The following is a 16,943-nucleotide window of genomic DNA, read 5'->3' as shown; positions in this document are numbered from 1 at the left end:
ATGGCTGTGGACACCAGCCAGTCGGTGGCGCAGGCCGCGGGCGACGACGCCCGCGGCCGGAGCCGCGGTACTGGCAAGCCCGAGGGAAAGCTCAAGCGTTCCGTCTCGATCCACTGGTACGCCTGGGCGATGGTCGCTCCGGTCGTGGTCGTGATCGGCGTGATCATCGGATACCCGCTCGTCCGCGGGATCTACCTGTCCCTGACGAACGCCACGGAGCGCAACGTCGCGCGCACCATCGGTGTCAACGAGATCCCCGCGACCTACGAGTTCGTCGGCCTCGACAACTACACCGATGCCCTGACCGGTGACCAGTTCCTCGGGACGCTCGGGTGGACGCTGGTGTGGACCGTGGCCTGCGTCTCCATCACCTTCACCATCGGTCTCGCTCTGGCCAACATGCTCAACCGGAGGATCGCCGGCCGCTCCTTCTACCGGATGCTGCTGATCCTCCCGTGGGCCGTTCCCGGTTTCGTCTCCGTCTTCGCCTGGCGCTTCCTCTACGACGAGCGCCGCGGACTGCTGAACACCGTCCTCGCCGGCGGCGGGATCGACGCGGTCCCGTGGCTGAACGACCCGACGATGGCCAAGCTGTCGGTGATCGCGGTGAACGTCTGGCTCGGTGTGCCGTTCATGATGGTCGCCCTGCTCGGCGGACTGCAGTCCATACCCGGTGAGCTCTACGAGGCCGCCGAGATGGACGGCGCCACGGCTTGGCAGCGCTTTCGCAACATCACCATGCCGGGGCTCCGTTCCGTCAGCACCACGGTGATCCTGCTCAGCACCATCTGGACGTTCAACATGTTCCCGGTGATCTTCCTCCTCACCCGGGGCGGTCCCGGCGAGGCGACGCAGATCCTGGTGACTCAGGCGTACAAGTTCTCCTTCGAGATCAGCCCGCGGGACTTCGCCCAGTCGTCCACCTGGGGCGTCCTGATCCTGGTCCTGTTGATGCTCTTCGCCGCGGTCTACCGGCGAGTCCTCCGCAAGCAGGGAGAAGCCTGGTGACCACCGCAGCAACCACGCCCCCGGCCAAGGTCCGCCGCCGCGGCGAGCGTTCGCCGCTCGCTTCCTTCGGGCTGCACGCCACGCTGATCGTCACGTCAGTGATCGCCGTCTTCCCTGTGCTGTGGGTCCTGCTGACCTCGCTGAAGCCGGCCAGGTACGCGAACACCGCGGACTTCGTCAAGGAGACGACGCTCGCCAACTACCGGCAGTTGCTCGGGGACACGGAGTTCCTGGCCTGGTTCGCGAACTCGCTGATCGTCGCGGCTCTCACCACCGTCCTCGGTGTCTTCATCGCCGCCACCACCGGATACGCCGTGAGCCGCTTCCGGTTCCCCGGCAAGCGCGGGCTGATGTGGACCCTGCTGATCACCCAGATGTTCCCGGTCGCGGTGCTGATCGTGCCGATCTACAACATCATGGCGACCCTGGGGCTCCTCAACAGCGCCACCGGCCTCGTCATCACCTATCTGACGATCGCCGTGCCGTTCTGCGCCTGGATGATGAAGGGCTTCTTCGACACCATCCCGGCCGAGATCGACGAGTCCGGGCAGGTCGACGGCCTCACCCCGTTCGGCACGTTCTGGCGGCTGATCCTGCCGCTCGCCAAACCCGGCATCGCGGTGACCGCGTTCTACTCCTTCATCACCGCATGGGGCGAGGTCGCCTACGCCTCCGCGTTCCTGGTCGGTGACGAGAACCTGACGCTGGCCGGCGGCCTGCAGAAGTTCGTCAACCAGTACGGAGCCCAGTGGGGGCTGATGACCGCGGCCTCCGTGCTCATCGCCGTCCCCGCCGGCCTCGTGTTCCTCTTCGCCCAGCGGCATCTGGTGACCGGTATGTCCGCCGGTGCCGTCAAGGGCTGAACCACCATATGAAGCGGCGTCGCCGGTCCGTGTCCGACCCCCGGGCCGGCGCCGCACCCCACCCCATGACCTTCAGGGATGACATGACCCAGCACCTTGCCGCCCCCGCCGCTCCCACGTCCGGCACGGACACGAGCTGGTGGCGCGACGCGGTGATCTACCAGGTCTACCCGCGCAGCTTCGCCGACGGGAACGGCGACGGCATGGGCGACCTCGAAGGCGTGCGCAGCCGGCTGCCGTATCTGAAGGACCTCGGCGTCGACGCCGTCTGGCTCAGCCCCTTCTACGCGTCCCCGCAGGCCGACGCCGGGTACGACGTCGCCGACTACCGCGCCATCGACCCGATGTTCGGCTCCCTGCTGGACGCCGACGCGCTCATCCGCGACGCCCACGCACTCGGCCTGCGCATCATCGTGGACCTCGTGCCCAACCACTCCTCCGACCGGCACGAGTGGTTCAAGCGTGCGCTGCGCGAAGGGCCGGGGTCCCCGCTGCGGGCCCGGTACCACTTCCGGCCGGGCAAGGGGAAGAACGGCGAACTGCCGCCCAACGACTGGGAGTCCATCTTCGGCGGACCGGCGTGGACCCGCACCGAGGACGGCGAGTGGTACCTCCACCTGTTCGCACCCGAGCAGCCCGACTTCAACTGGGAACACCCCGCCGTCGCCGACGAGTTCCGCTCCATCCTGCGCTTCTGGCTCGACATGGGCGTCGACGGCTTCCGCGTCGACGTCGCCCACGGCCTGATCAAGGCCGACGGCCTGCCCGACCTGGGCAGCCACGACCAGCTCAAGCTGCTCGGCAACGACGTCATGCCGTTCTTCGACCAGGACGGTGTGCACGCGATCTACCGCAGCTGGCGCAAGATCCTCGACGAGTACCCCGGGGAGCGGATCGCCGTCGCCGAGGCATGGACGCCGACCGTGGAACGCACCGCGAACTACGTGCGCCCCGACGAACTGCACCAGGCGTTCAACTTCCAGTACCTCGGCACCGCGTGGGACGCCGTCGAGCTGCGCGCCGTGATCGACCTGTCGCTGGACGCGATGCGCCCGGTCGGCGCCCCCGCCACCTGGGTGCTGTCCAACCACGACGTCACCCGGCACGCCACCCGCTTCGCCAACCCCGCGGGCCTCGGCACCCAGATCCGCACCGCCGGCGATCGCGAGCTCGGCCTGCGCCGCGCCCGCGCGGCGACACTGCTGATGCTGGCGCTCCCCGGCTCCGCGTACCTCTACCAGGGCGAGGAGCTGGGCCTGCCCGACGTGACCGACCTGCCGGACGAGGTGCGCCAGGACCCGTCGTTCTTCCGCGCGGCCGGCCAGGACGGCTTCCGCGACGGCTGCCGGGTGCCGATCCCGTGGACCGTCGAGGGCCCCTCGTACGGCTTCGGCAACGGCGGCAGCTGGCTCCCGCAGCCCGACAGCTGGGCCGCGCTCAGCGTCGAGGCGCAGACCGGCGACCCGGGCTCCACGCTGGAGCTGTACCGCAGCGCCCTCGCGGTGCGCCGCGCCCGGCAGGAACTCGGAGCGGGCGACGCCGTGGAGTGGCTGGACGCCCCCGACGGCGTGCTCGTCCTGCGCCGCGGCGGCTTCGTCTGCGTCGCCAACACGACGTCCGAGCCGGTAACCCTGCCTGCCTACGGGCAGCTGCTGCTGGCCAGTTCGACGGTGCGCGTCGACGGCGATGCGGCCGAGGTGCCTGCCGACACCACCGCTTGGTGGGCGGTGTGACGGTCCCTCCGCCTCGGGGCGACGCCACGCACGCCGTCCCCAGGCTCGCTGACCTCGCCCTCCAGGCCGGGGTCAGCGAAGCCACCGTCAGCCGGGTGCTCAACGGCAAGGCCGGTGTCGCCGCGCCGACCAGGCACCGGGTGCTGGCCGCGCTCGACGTGCTCGGCTACGAGCGCCCCGTGCGGCTAAGACGGCGCAGTGCCGGGCTGGTCGGGCTGGTCATCCCCGAGCTGACGAACCCGATCTTCCCGGCGTTCGCCCAGGTCATCGAGCAGGTGCTGGCCGGGCACGGGTACACGCCCGTGCTGTGCACGCAGATGCCCGGCGGCGCCACCGAGGACGAGCTCGTCGAGCAGCTGGAGGAGCGCGGTGTCACGGGCATCGTCTTCCTGTCCGGGCTGCACGCGGACACCTCTGCCGACCCCTCGCGCTATGTGAAACTGGCGTCCCGGCGCGTGCCGTTCGTCCTCATCAACGGCTTCAACGAGCGCGTCGACGCGCACTTCGTCTCGCCCGACGACCGCTCGGCCGCGCGCATGGCCGTACGCCATCTCGTGGAGCTGGGGCACGAACGCATCGGCCTCGCCGTCGGCCCCACGCGCTATGTCCCCTCCCGCCGCAAGGCGGAGGGGTTCGTCGCCGCCCTCCATTCCCTGCTGGGCATCGCTCATGACGAGGCCCAGGGCCTCATCCGGCGGACGCTGTTCTCGGTGGAAGGCGGCCAAGTCGCCGCCGGCGCACTGCTGGACGCGGGCTGCACCGGCATCGTGTGCGGCAGCGACCTCATGGCGCTCGGCGCCGTCCGCGCGGTGCGCGGCCGCGGCCTCGACGTGCCGCGCGACGTCTCGGTGGTCGGCTTCGACGACTCGCCGCTCATCGCGTTCACGGACCCGCCGCTCACGACGGTGCGTCAGCCCGTGCAGGCGATGGCCACGGCCGCGGTGGACGCGCTGATCGAGGAGATCGACGGAAATCCGGTGCAGCGCACGGAGTTCGTCTTTCAGCCGGAACTCGTCGTGCGCGGCTCCACGGGCGCGCCCCCGGCTCTCTAGCGACCGGATCCGGCTGCTCCTGCGCGACCGGATCCGGCTTCATCCGCAGCCGGGTGCGGATGCAGACGGGGCCGGTCCGGCCGGCCGGGCGCGTGGGGCCCGGTATTGGACCGGGACCCCCGGCCGGCGCAGACCCCGTGGAAGCCACCCGCGCGGGGTGACCGCCAACGGCCCTCGCCCCGATCGACCACGGCGTCAGGTACGGGCCGGACCGGAGTCGTGGTTGAACGTAACACCGCTGCAATAGCTTGCGAAAGAGTTTGCGGACACGGAACGGCCACGTTTTCCCGCCGTCATCCAGTCGTCATGAAGCCCTGTCCGGAGGGTTGACCCGGTCGCGGGGCGGGTCGTACGGTCTCGACCGCAACGAGTTTCAGACTTCTTGCACAAGAATCCTCAAAGGCCTTGCGGGCACGGCGCGTTGACCGTACGAGGCTGCACCCTCGCATCCGCACCTCCCTGAAGAGCAGGAGGAAACATGGCCCGCACCACCGTGGCCGCTGCGCTCGCCGTCCTGGCGGGAGCCGCTGCGGCCGTCACGGCGCCCGCGCCCGCACAGGCCGCCCCGCCCGGCGACAAGGACGTCACCGCCGTGATGTTCGAGTGGAAGTTCTCCTCGGTCGCCAAGGCCTGCACGGACCAGCTCGGTCCCGCGGGTTACGGCTACGTCCAGGTCTCGCCGCCCCAGGAACACATCCAGGGCTCGCAGTGGTGGACGTCGTACCAGCCCGTCAGCTACCGGATCGCGGGCCGCCTCGGCGACCGCACCGCCTTCAAGAACATGATCGACACCTGTCACGCCGCGGGCGTGAAGGTGGTCGCCGACACCGTCATCAACCACATGGCGGCCGGCTCGGGCACCGGCACCGGGGGCTCCACGTACGGGAAGTACGACTACCCGGGTCTGTACTCCTGGTACGACGTGAACAACTGCACCTCGCAGATCAGCAACTACCAGGACCGCTGGAACGTGCAGGAGTGCGAGCTCGTCGGGCTCGCCGACCTGGACACCGGCGAGGAGTACGTCCGCACGAAGATCGCCGGATACATGAACGACCTGCTGTCGCTCGGAGTCGACGGCTTCCGCATCGACGCCGCCAAGCACATGGCCGCGGGCGATCTTGCGGCCATCAAGGCCAAGCTGACGAACCCGTCCGTGTACTGGAAGCAGGAGGCCATATACGGCGCGGGCGAGGCCGTCTCCCCGAGCGAGTACCTCGGCAACGGCGACGTGCAGGAGTTCCGCTACGCCCGCGACCTCAAGCGGGTCTTCCAGAACGAGAACCTCGCCTACCTGAAGAACTACGGCGAGGGCTGGGGCTACATGGAGTCCGCGAAGTCCGGCGTCTTCGTCGACAACCACGACACCGAGCGCGGCGGCGACACCCTCACCTACAAGAACGGCGCCGACTACACCCTGGCGAACGTCTTCATGCTGGCCTGGCCCTACGGCGCGCCCGACATCCACTCCGGCTACGAGTGGTCGGACAAGGACGCCGGGCCGCCAGGCGGCGGACAGGTGAACGCCTGCTGGAGCGACGGGTGGAAGTGCCAGCACGCCTGGCGCGAGATCTCCTCGATGGTCGCCTTCCGCAACGTCTCCCGGGGGCAGTCCGTCACCAACTGGTGGGACAACGGCGGCGACCAGATCGCCTTCGGCCGCGGATCCCGGGCGTATGTGGCCATCAACCACGAGACGTGGCCGCTGACCCGCACCTTCCAGACCTCGCTGCCCTCGGGCAGTTACTGCGACGTCCAGAACAACAGGCCCGTCACGGTGAACGGCTCCGGCCAGTTCACAGCGACCCTCGGCCCGAACACCGCGGTCGCGCTGCACGCCGGCGCACGGACCTGCGGCTGACGTCCACAACTCGCCCACCGCCCCGCTCCTCCTCCCGGAGCGGGGCGGCACCTTGGCACCCGCTCACCACCACCCTCATCCAGGAGATCCGTGTGATACGCCTCCGTATCCGCCTGCGCCCGAGCGCGGCCGCCGTCGCCGCGGCGACGGTCGCGGCGCTCGTTCCCGCCCTTCCGGCGGCGGCCGCGCCCAAGCCGCCCCCGCCGCCCTCGGACAGAGCCCTGGCCGCCCAGCCGGCCCGCCACGACCTGACGCGCGAACAGTTCTACTTCGTGCTGCCGGACCGTTTCGCCAACGGCGACACCGACAATGACCGCGGCGGCCTCACCGGCACCCGGACGACCACCGGTTTCGACCCGGCCGACAAGGGCTTCTACCAGGGCGGTGACCTGAAGGGACTCACCGAGAAGCTGGACTACATCAAGGGGCTCGGCACCACCGCCATCTGGATGGCGCCCATCTTCAAGAACCAGCCCGTCCAAGGCCAGGGCAAGGACGCGAGCGCCGCCTACCACGGCTACTGGATCACCGACTTCACCCAGGTCGACCCCCACTTCGGAACCAACGCCGACCTGGAGAGGCTGATCGACAAGGCCCATGACAAGGGCATGAAGGTCTTCTTCGACGTCATCACCAACCACACCGCCGATGTCGTCGACTACAAGGAGAAGTCGTACGGCTATCTGTCCAAGGGAGCCTTCCCGTACCTCACGAATGACGGCGAGCCGTTCGACGACAGCGACTACGCGGACGGCGGCAGCGGCTTCCCGCGGACGGACCCGGACTCCTTCCCTCGCACACCCGTCGTGCCCGAGGCGAAGAAGAACGTCAAGGTCCCCGCCTGGCTCAACGACCCGGAGATGTACCACAACCGGGGCGACTCGACCTTCGCGGGCGAGTCGGCAGCCCACGGTGACTTCTCCGGCCTCGACGACCTGTGGACCGAGCGTCCCGAGGTCGTCGAGGGAATGACGAAGATCTACCAGCGCTGGGTGCGCGACTTCGGCATCGACGGCTTCCGCATCGACACGGTCAAGCACGTCAACACCGAGTTCTGGACCCAGTGGGCCACCGCCCTCGACGCCTACGCGGCCAAGCGCGGCCGGGACGACTTCTTCATGTTCGGCGAGGTCTACTCGGCCGATCCGGCGATCACCTCGCCGTACGTCACCCGCGGCCGCCTCGACGCCACGCTCGACTTCCCCTTCCAGGAAGCGGCACGCGGCTACGTCTCCCAGGGCGGCTCCGCCGACAAACTGGCGAACCTCTTCGCGCAGGACTACCGCTACACCACGGACAAGGCCAATGCCTACGAGTCCGTGCCCTTCCTCGGCAACCACGACATGGGCCGCTTCGGCACCTTCCTGCGGCAGGACAACCCGCAGGCCGGCGACAGCGAGCTGCTGAAGCGCTACCGGCTCGCCAACGAGCTCATGTTCCTCACCCGCGGCAACCCGGTCGTCTACTACGGCGACGAACAGGGCTACACCGGGGCGGGCGGCGACAAGGACGCACGCCAGAGCCTGTTCGCGTCGAAGACCGCCGACTACCTCGACGACGACCAGCTCGGCACCGACCGCACCCACTCCGAGGACGCGTACGACACGGCGCACCCGCTGTACCGGTCCGTCGCCGCGCTGTCGAAGCTGACCAAGGCCCACCCGGCGCTGCGGGACGGCATCCAGCAGCAGCGCTACGCGGAAGGCTCCGTGTACGCCTTCTCCCGTACGGACCACGCGGCCAGGACCGAGTACGTCGTGGCCCTGAACAACGCGGACGCCGCGAAGACCGTCCGCATCCCGACCGGTTCACCCGACACCGCCTTCCTCGCGATCCACGGCGGTGACGCCACCGTCCGCAGCGGCGGCGACGCCACCGTCGAGGTCACCGTCCCGGCGCTCTCGTCGCTCGTGCTCAAGGCCGCCAAGCCGCTGGCCGCGCCCGCCGCGAAGCCCACGGTCACGCTCAAGGCCCCCGACGCGGGTGCGACCGGCACCGTCGAGATCGCCGCCGACACCGACGGCGGGCAGCTGAACCGGGTCGTGTTCGCCGCTCAGGTGGGCAACGGCAGGTGGCAGGTCCTCGGCTCCGCCGACCACGCCCCGTACAGGGTCACCCAGTACATCACCGCGCCGGCCGGAACCGCCCTGCGCTACAAGGCCGTCGTCGTCGACAGCGCGGGCCGCACCGCGAGTGCCACGGCCACGACGACCAGCGGCGCGCCCGCCGTCGAGCAGCCGCCCACCGCCACCCAGCGGGACTACGCGGTCGTCCACTACAAGCGGGCGGACGGCGACTACGCCGACTGGGGCCTGTACACGTGGGGTGACATCGCCGACGGCGAAGGCGCCACCTGGCCCGCGGGCAAGCCCTTCACCGGCCGGGACGCGTACGGCGCCTTCGCCTACGTGAAGCTGAAGCCCGGCGCCTCCTCGGTCGGCTTCATCGCCGTGAACAAGGACGGTGTGAAGGACACCGACGCCGACCGCACCATCGACCTGTCGAAGACCGGCGAGGTCTGGATCGAGCAGGGCAAGCCGGAGGTGCTGGGCACCGCCCCGGAGGGCGCCTACCCGCCCCAGGACACGTCCAAGGCCGTACTGCACTACAAGCGGGCGGACGGCGACCACGCGGGCTGGGGACTGCACACCTGGACCGGCGCGGCGAGCCCCACCGACTGGTCCAAGCCGCTGGAGCCCGTGCGGACCGACGCGTACGGTGCGGTCTTCGAGGTGCCGCTCGCGGCGGGTGCGACCTCGCTCAGCTACATCCTGCACAAGGGCGACGAGAAGGACCTGCCGTCCGACCAGTCGCTCGACCTCAAGGCGAACGGCCACGAGGTGTGGCTGCTCGCCGGTCAGGAGAAGTACCTGCTGCCGCAGCCCAAGGGCGGCGGCGCGGCCCTGGACCTGTCCAAGGCGCAGGCCGTCTGGGTCGACGAGCACACCGTGGCCTGGAACGGCAGCGACGCCGCCGCCTCCAGCGCCCTGCTCTACTCGCGTGACGGCTCCATCGCCGTCGAGGACGGTGCCCTGACCGGAGAGCGCCGGGTGCTGCGGCTGAACAAGGCGGAGCTGACCGATGCGCAGAAGGCGCGGTTCCCGCATCTGAAGGCGTACGCCGCCTGGTCCGTCGACCCGCGTGACCGGGACAGGGTGCGTGAGGCGCTGCGCGGACAGCTCGTGGCGGCGCAGTACGCGGCCAACGGTGCCGTGGTCACCGCCACCGGCGTCCAGATCGCCGGAGTGCTCGACGACCTGTATGCCGCGAAGGCCACCAAGGCGTCGCTCGGCGCCACCTTCGACAGCAAGGGCGTGCCCACGCTGCGGCTGTGGGCGCCGACGGCGCAGCAGGTGGCTCTGGAGCTCGGCGGCAGGACCGTCGCCATGCGCCGCGACGACGAAAGCGGCGTCTGGTCGGTCAAGGGCAGGAAGAACTGGAAGGGGGAGACCTACCGTTTCGCCGTGAAGGTCTGGGCCCCGAGCGTCCAGAAGATCGTCAGCAACAAGGTCACCGACCCCTACGCGCTCGCCCTGACGGCGAACTCGCAGAAGAGCATCGTCGTCGACCTCTCGGACACCTCCCTCGCCCCGCCCGGCTGGTCGGCGCTGAAGAAGCCGGCCGCCGTGCCGCTCAAGGACGCCCAGATCCAGGAGCTGCACATCCGCGACTTCTCCGTCGCCGACCCGACGGCCGAGCACCGGGGCACCTACCTCGCCTTCGCCGACAAGGACAGCAAGGGCTCGAAGCATCTGCGCGCGCTCGCCGACGCCGGCACCTCCTACGTCCACCTGCTGCCCGCCTTCGACATCGGCACCATCCCCGAGAGGAAGGGCGACCAGCAGCAGCCGGAGTGCGACCTGAAGATCTACGCACCCGACTCGGAGGAGCAGCAGGCGTGCGTCGCCGAGGCCGCCGCGAAGGACGCCTACAACTGGGGCTACGACCCCCTGCACTACACGGTCCCCGAGGGCTCCTACGCCACCGACCCCGACGGCACGAAGCGCACGGTCGAATTCCGGCAGATGGTGAAGTCCCTCAACGAGGACGGCCTGCGCACCGTCATGGACGTCGTCTACAACCACACGGTCGCGAGCGGTCAGGCGGACAAGTCCGTCCTCGACAAGATCGTGCCCGGCTACTACCAGCGGCTGCTCGCCGACGGCTCCGTCGCCACCTCCACCTGCTGCGCCAACACCGCGCCCGAGAACGCCATGATGGGCAAGCTCGTCGTGGACTCGGTGGTGACCTGGGCGCGTGACTACAAGGTGGACGGTTTCCGCTTCGACCTGATGGGCCACCATCCGAAGGCCAACATCCTCGCGGTGCGTGCCGCGCTCGACAAGCTGACCATCGAACGCGACGGAGTCGACGGGAAGGAGATCGTCCTGTACGGGGAGGGCTGGAACTTCGGCGAGATCGCCGACGACGCCCGCTTCGTGCAGGCCACCCAGAAGAACATGGCCGGCACCGGCATCGCGACCTTCTCCGACCGGGCACGCGACGCCGTGCGCGGCGGTGGCCCGTTCGACGGGGACCCGGGGGTGCAGGGCTTCGCCTCGGGCCTCTACACCGATCCGAACACCTCCAAGGCCAACGGCACCGAGGCCGAGCAGCGGGCGCGGCTGCTGCACTACCAGGACCTGATCAAGGTGGGCCTGTCCGGCAACCTCGCGACGTACTCCTTCACGGACACCAGCGGCCGTGAGGTCAAGGGCTCGGAGGTCGACTACAACGGCTCCCCGGCCGGTTACGCCGCGGCGCCCGGTGACGCGCTCGCCTACGCGGACGCCCACGACAACGAGACGCTGTACGACGCCCTCGCCTTCAAGCTCCCGGCCGGCACCCCGGCGGCGGACCGGGCGCGCATGCAGGTGCTCGCGATGGCGACCTCGGCCCTGTCGCAGGGGCCCGCGCTCTCCCAGGCGGGCACCGACCTGCTGCGCTCCAAGTCGCTGGACCGCAACTCCTACGACAGCGGCGACTGGTTCAACGCCATCCACTGGGACTGCCGCGACGGCAACGGCTTCGGACGCGGCCTGCCGCCCGCCGCGGACAACAAGCCCAAGTGGGGGTACGCGAAGCCGCTGCTGACGGATCCGGCGCTCACCGTGGAGTGCGACCAGATCGACGGCACCTCGGCCGCCTACCGTGACCTGCTCGAGGTCCGGACCACCGAGCCCGCCTTCGGCCTGGCCACCGCGGCGGACGTCCAGTCCGCGCTCTCCTTCCCGCTGTCCGGCAGGGACGAGACCCCGGGCGTGATCACCATGCGGCTCGGTGACCTCGTCGTGGTGTTCAACGCCACGCCGGAGCGGCAGACCCAGCGGGTCACGCAACTGGCGGGCACGCCGTACGGGCTCCACCGCATCCAGGGCTCGGGCGCGGACGAGGTCGTCAAGTCCTCGTCGTACGCGAGGAGCACGGGCACGTTCTCCGTCCCGGCCCGCACGGTGGCCGTTTTCGTGCGGGGCTGACGCCTCCGGCGCCCACCGAAGGTTCTCCCGTCCCTCACCGTGTCGCTGTTGGGCCGAACGAGTGAGGGACGGGAGGATGGTCCCATGAGTAGGTACGAGAGGTACGACGTCACCGACGAGCAGTGGGAGGGCTTGGCCCAGGTGGTGCCACTGCGCGGTCGCGACGAGTGGCCGTCGCGGGTGGACCACCGGACCGTCCCGCAGGACTACGCGGTCTCCGAGAACCGTCGCTTCGTCGTGCTGCGGGTGCAGGTCTTCGCCGACGCGCGCGAGGTCGCCGAGTACCTCGTCAACCGGACGCCCGTCCTGCTGGACCTGACGGCGGCCGACACCGAAGTGGCCAAGCGCATCCTGGACTTCAGCAGTGGTGTCGTCTTCGGACTCGGCAGCGCGATGCACCGCGTCGACCGCAACGTGTTCCTCCTGGCGCCCGCCGGCACCGAGGTGGAAGGCGCCGAGGCCGACGTCGTCCCTCATTAGTAGGACGGCGGCCACGACGGAACGGTTCGGCGCTGATCACACTGCGTACCGTCCCGCTCATGGATGCGAACTCACCGGTCGTCGAACCGCACGCACGGCCCGGCGAGGCCGGCGCCGCCCGACCCCAGGTCACCGAACTACGGCTCACTGCCTTCAGGAAGCACCGTGGGGCGGTCCTCGCCCTCGGCCCCATGGCGCTCTTCGCGGGGGCCAGCGGCAGCGGCAAGTCGAGTGCACTCCAGGCGTACGAGGCACTCGCCCTGCTCGGCTGCGGACACGATCTCGAGGCAGTTTTCCCCGAGGCGGCCGACTGCGTTCCGGAAGGGGCACGGGCTGACCGGCAGGGGCGCCGCGGCTTCCGGATCGGGTGCACGGTGGACGGGCCCGCCGGACCCGTGCGCCTCGACCTCGCGGTCCAGGCCACCCCGCGCCTGGAGGTCGTCGGTGAACGGCTGACCGCCGGCGGACGGACCTTACTCACCACGGCCCTGCGTGATCCCGCCCGCGCGGAGGTGGAGGCCGCCTGGCACACCGCCGGTGCGGCCGGTGTCACCCGCGGCCGGCTGCCCGCCGACCGGCTCGGCACCGCCCTGCTGCCGCTGCACGTCGCGGGAAGGACCCCGGCGCAGCTGCGGGTGCTGGCCGCTGCCGAGCAGGTGGTCCTCGCGCTGCGGTCCGTCTTCGCCTGCGACCCGTGGCCCCAGCGGATGCGGAAGCCGGTCGCCGCCGGCCCGGGCAGGCTGCGGCGCGGATGCGACAACCTGGCCGAGGTCCTGCACCGTACGCGCAGCGAATGCGGCAAGCGGCATGCGCGGCTCGCCGCGGCGGCGCGTGTGGGATGCGCGGGGGAGGTGACGGACCTGCGTGTCGAGGAGCTGGGGAACGGCACGGTGCGGGCGCTGCTCGCCCGCGGCGGCACATGCGCCGACACGCCCCTCGGGCACCTCGGGGACGGGGAGTTGAGGTACCTGGCCCTCGCTCTGGTCCTGCTCACCGGGCCTGGCGTGCTGTCCGTGGACCAGGTGGCCGAGGTGCCGGCGGCGTACCAGTCGCTGACCGTGCTCGCGGACGGCTTCGACCGCTGCCTGGATCCCGCGCAGGCGCGCGAACTGGTGGGCCTGGCGGCCGAGATGTGCGCCAGAGGGCACATCCGGCTGGCGGGGGCGGTCTCCGACGCCTCGTGCGCGCGCGGGGTCGCCGGAGTGTCGGTGGTAGACCTGGTGCCGTGACGAGAGACGACGGGCTGGACGTGGCGGGGCTCCAGCGCAGGCTGGCGGAGTTCGCGGCGGCACGTGACTGGCAGCCGTACCACACCCCGAAGAACCTGGCGGTGGCGCTGAGCGTGGAGGCCGCCGAACTGGTCGAGATCTTCCAGTGGCTGACGCCCGAACAGTCGGCACGTGTGATGGAGGACGACGGCACGGCGCACCGGGTGCGGGACGAGGTCGCGGATGTGCTCGCGTATCTGCTCCAGTTCTGCGAGGTGCTCGGGATCGACGTGCTTCAGGCCCTGTCCGACAAGATCGACCGCAACGAGGGGCGTTTTCCAGCCCCGTAGCGGCGCGGGATCACCCGGGTCTGCCGGGGTGCGGCCGGGGGTGCGGCCGGGGTGCGACCCGGGGCGCTCGGGGGCGCCGCAGGGGTGGTCCGGGGTCGCGTCGGACAGATTCGGATAGATGCGGTGAGGGGGCGCCACGGCTGCTACGACACTCCTCCGTCACTCTTTGGAGTTATTGAGTTATCCACAACAGCCTTGGTGTCCACAGATTTCCGAATTCCCTTGGCTTTTTTGGTCGATGACCTTCACTCTGGGTAATGAACTGAGTGGGCAGGAAGTCGTACGAACGGGGGAGCGCTCATGGAAGCGTTACGGCTCATCGAGATCAGCCGCCATGCACTGGCGCAGAGCCGGTCCGCGCCGGAGATCGTCGCCGAGGCCTGGCAGATCCAGGCGCTGGCCCAGGCGATCGGCAGCCGGCTCGTGATGAGCGGGCCCGCCGAACTCAGAGGCGAGGCCCGGGGGCTCGGCGAGATCGGCGGGCGCGGGTGCGGTGTGCTCGACCATCCGATGGTGCGCAGCGGAGGCGCGCGGGCCACGCAACTGTCGGGAGTGAGCGACCCGGAGGCCGCGCTGATCGGGCTGAACGTCCTGCTCGGCGAGGTCGGCATTGCTCTCGTCGGCGTCGCCTGCGCCACCGACGACGAGGGGCTCTACTGGCAGTGCATCGAGACGATAGACGCCGCGGACGAGTCGAGCGACCGTGTGCGTGGCATGCTGCGCCGCCTCGCGGAGCACCAGCCCGAGCGCCCTCCCGAAACGGTCCGCGGCCGGGCGGGCCCGGCGGGGACCGTCGCCGAGATGGGGCCGGCGGCCGGCACCTCGTGACCGGCGCCGCGTGAGCCCGCGCTGTGTGAACCGGCCCACGCGACCGGCGCCGCGTGATCCCGGCCGCGTGATGCCGGCCTGGTGAACGTGCCGCGTGACCGGCACTCGTCACCTGCCCTCGTGACCTGAGTGCGCGGCGGCGAAAGGTGCAGGATGGATGCATGGATCTTCGAATCTTCACCGAGCCTCAGCAAGGGGCGAGCTACGACACCCTGCTGCGCGTCGCGACGGCCACCGAGGAGCTCGGCTTCGACGCCTTCTTCCGGTCCGACCACTACCTGCGCATGGGCTCCGCCGGCGGCATGCCCGGCCCGACCGACGCCTGGATCACCCTTGCCGGTCTGGCCCGCGAGACCAAGCGGATCCGCCTCGGCACACTGATGACGGCGGCCACCTTCCGGCTCCCCGGCGTGCTGGCCATCCAGGTCGCCCAAGCCGACCAGATGTCGGGCGGCAGGATCGAACTGGGGCTGGGCGCGGGCTGGTTCGAGGAGGAGCACCAGGCGTACGGCATCCCCTTCCCCACGGAGAAGTTCGCCCGGCTCGAGGAGCAACTGGAGATCGTCACCGGCCTGTGGGCCACCGAGGTCGGCAGGACCTTCACCTATGAGGGCGACCACTACCGGCTGATCGACTGCCCGGCCCTGCCCAAGCCCGTCCAGGACAAGATCCCCGTGCTGATCGGCGGTCACGGCGCGACCCGCACGCCCCGCCTCGCCGCGCGGTACGCCGACGAGTTCAACCTGCCCTTCTCCTCGGTCGAGGACACCGAGCGCCAGTTCGGCCGGGTCCGTACCGCCGCCGAGAAGGCCGGACGCTCCCCCGACGACCTGATCTACTCGAACGCGCTGGTGGTATGCGTCGGCAAGGACGACGGCGAGGTGGCCCGCCGCGCGGCGGCGATCGGCCGCGACGTGGACGAGCTCAAGGCGCATGGACTGGCCGGGTCCCCGGCCGAGGCCGTCGACAAGATCGGCCACTATGCGGCGACCGGCTCGTCCCGGATCTACCTCCAGGTGCTGGACCTGCACGATCTGGACCACCTGGAGCTCATCTCCGCCCAGGTCATGGCTCAGCTGACCTGATTTCCGGGAGCCACCGTGAGACCCGCCCGCACACTCGCCGAAGCGCTCGCCCGGGACGTCCTCGTCCTCGACGGGGGGCTGTCCAACCAGTTGGAGGCACAGGGCTGCGACCTGTCGGACGACCTCTGGTCGGCACGGCTCCTCGCCGACGATCCACGGCAGATCGAAGCGGCGCACGCGGCATACCTACGGGCGGGCGCCCAGGTGCTGATCACCGCGAGCTACCAGGCCACGTTCGAGGGGTTCGCCCGCCGGGGCGTCCGGCACGACGAGGCCGCCCGCCTCCTCGGCCGGAGCGTCGCACTGGCGCGCAGCGCGGCCGAAGCGGCGCCCCGTGAGGTGTGGGTCGCCGCCTCGGTCGGCCCGTACGGGGCGATGTTGGCCGACGGCAGCGAGTACCGGGGCCGTTACGGGCTGACCACGGCGGAGCTGGAGCGCTTCCACCGGCCGCGGATCGAGGCCCTCGTGGCCGCCGGTCCGGACGTGCTGGCCCTGGAGACCGTTCCGGACGCCGACGAGGCGCGGGCGCTGCTGCGGGCGACCGAGGGATGCGGCGTACCGGTGTGGCTGTCGTACACCGTCACGGGCGGGCGGACCCGGGCCGGCCAGGACCTCGCGGAGGCGTTCGCGCTGACCGCGGGCCGGGACGGCGTGCTCGCGGTCGGCGTGAACTGCTGCGACCCGGACGAGGTGGCCGCGGCGGTCCGCACCGCAGCCGAGGTCACCGGCAAACCCGTGGTCGCCTACCCCAACAGCGGCGAGGGATGGGACGCCGTCGAGCGGCGCTGGCAGGGCGCGAGCGCGTACGACCCTGCCGCGGCGCGCGCCTGGTGTGCCGGCGGAGCCCGGCTCGTCGGCGGCTGCTGCCGTGTGGGCCCGGCGCAGATCGGGGCGCTGGCCCGACTCCTGGGCACGGAGTGACGCCTGCCGCGCGGTGGTGGCGCTCTGGGGCCCGATTGTGACAAAAACTGCTGGTCGGGGCGGACCGAGCGCACGAT

At 70.5% G+C, this 16,943-nt stretch carries 11 protein-coding genes and 1 pseudogene; all 12 read left to right on the top strand.

All coding sequences use genetic code 11. The annotated features are described in order from the left end of the window. The 12 genes and pseudogenes from ACH5AF_RS26805 to mmuM all read left to right on the top strand — a co-directional run bounded on the left by ACH5AF_RS26805 (position 1) and on the right by mmuM (position 16,866). A complete protein-coding gene (locus ACH5AF_RS26805; RefSeq protein WP_398904951.1) occupies positions 1-1,008 on the top strand; it encodes a carbohydrate ABC transporter permease in 1,008 nt (335 codons plus the stop codon). Next, a complete protein-coding gene (locus tag ACH5AF_RS26800; protein WP_398904950.1) occupies positions 1,005-1,871 on the top strand; it encodes a sugar ABC transporter permease in 867 nt (288 codons plus the stop codon). The genes ACH5AF_RS26805 and ACH5AF_RS26800 overlap by 4 nt, the downstream gene beginning before the upstream one ends. Positions 1,872-1,954: 83 nt before the next feature. Next, positions 1,955-3,604 (top strand): glycoside hydrolase family 13 protein, encoded by a 1,650-nt coding sequence (locus ACH5AF_RS26795; RefSeq protein WP_398904948.1) that lies wholly within the window; start codon positions 1,955-1,957, stop codon positions 3,602-3,604. Then, positions 3,592-4,656, top strand: a complete 1,065-nt coding sequence (locus ACH5AF_RS26790) for a LacI family DNA-binding transcriptional regulator (RefSeq protein ID WP_398904946.1) — start codon at positions 3,592-3,594, stop codon at positions 4,654-4,656. The genes ACH5AF_RS26795 and ACH5AF_RS26790 overlap by 13 nt, the downstream gene beginning before the upstream one ends. A 478-nt stretch (positions 4,657-5,134) precedes the next feature. After that, positions 5,135-6,511: pseudogene (locus ACH5AF_RS26785) on the top strand (alpha-amylase family protein); the annotation flags it as partial. 98 nt (positions 6,512-6,609) lie between these two features. Next, positions 6,610-11,994, top strand: coding sequence for a pullulanase-type alpha-1,6-glucosidase (gene pulA, locus ACH5AF_RS26780; protein WP_398904944.1), 5,385 nt, complete (start codon positions 6,610-6,612; stop codon positions 11,992-11,994). An 84-nt stretch (positions 11,995-12,078) separates the two neighbouring features. Continuing rightward, complete coding sequence (locus ACH5AF_RS26775; protein WP_398904942.1) at positions 12,079-12,474, top strand: cell division protein SepF; 396 nt, start codon at positions 12,079-12,081, stop codon at positions 12,472-12,474. Between the two features lie 59 nt (positions 12,475-12,533). Beyond that, complete coding sequence (locus tag ACH5AF_RS26770; RefSeq protein ID WP_398904940.1) at positions 12,534-13,703, top strand: ATP-binding protein; 1,170 nt, start codon at positions 12,534-12,536, stop codon at positions 13,701-13,703. Beyond that, positions 13,700-14,032, top strand: a complete 333-nt coding sequence (locus ACH5AF_RS26765; RefSeq protein ID WP_398904938.1) for a nucleotide pyrophosphohydrolase — start codon at positions 13,700-13,702, stop codon at positions 14,030-14,032. Before ACH5AF_RS26770 ends, ACH5AF_RS26765 begins: the two co-directional genes overlap by 4 nt. A 300-nt stretch (positions 14,033-14,332) precedes the next feature. Next, positions 14,333-14,860, top strand: coding sequence for a DUF6099 family protein (locus ACH5AF_RS26760; protein WP_398904936.1), 528 nt, complete (start codon positions 14,333-14,335; stop codon positions 14,858-14,860). A 161-nt stretch (positions 14,861-15,021) separates the two neighbouring features. After that, positions 15,022-15,945 (top strand): LLM class F420-dependent oxidoreductase, encoded by a 924-nt coding sequence (locus tag ACH5AF_RS26755; protein WP_398904934.1) that lies wholly within the window; start codon positions 15,022-15,024, stop codon positions 15,943-15,945. A gap of 15 nt (positions 15,946-15,960) precedes the next feature. Beyond that, complete coding sequence (gene mmuM, locus ACH5AF_RS26750) at positions 15,961-16,866, top strand: homocysteine S-methyltransferase (protein ID WP_398904933.1); 906 nt, start codon at positions 15,961-15,963, stop codon at positions 16,864-16,866. Positions 16,867-16,943: the final 77 nt, after the last annotated feature.

The organism is Streptomyces sp. NPDC018833 (assembly GCF_044390825.1).
GTDB lineage: Bacteria > Actinomycetota > Actinomycetes > Streptomycetales > Streptomycetaceae > Streptomyces.
The sequence above is the reverse complement of the archived record's forward strand: the minus strand, read 5'-3'. Positions and strand labels throughout refer to the sequence as shown.